Consider the following 265-nt stretch of genomic DNA (forward strand, 5'->3'; position numbering starts at 1 on the left):
CCTTATATTCAGCAGCTTAAGCAGGCTATCTTTTAAGCATAAGCCCTCCCCCTACGGGAAGGTCAAGTGAACGGCTGATAATAAAGGTCGTCGCTTCGCTCGCAGTATGCTAACGTTTAATTTCCGTGATGCAGTGGTAGAAGCAATGAAGACGTTTTTCAGAACAGTTTTGTTCGGCAGCCTGATGGCCGTATGCGCAAACAGCTATGCGCTGAGTGAGTCCGAAGCCGAAGATATGGCCGATTTAACGGCAGTTTTTGTTTTT

The 265-nt window shown here is 46.8% G+C and carries 1 pseudogene; it reads left to right on the forward strand.

Features of this window, described 5'->3' with window-relative positions:
* Positions 1-145 precede the first annotated feature (145 nt).
* Positions 146-265, forward strand: a pseudogene (locus FDX22_RS30905) (hypothetical protein); the annotation flags it as partial.

Source organism: Citrobacter sp. TBCS-14, assembly GCF_005280805.1.
GTDB lineage: Bacteria > Pseudomonadota > Gammaproteobacteria > Enterobacterales > Enterobacteriaceae > Citrobacter > Citrobacter gillenii.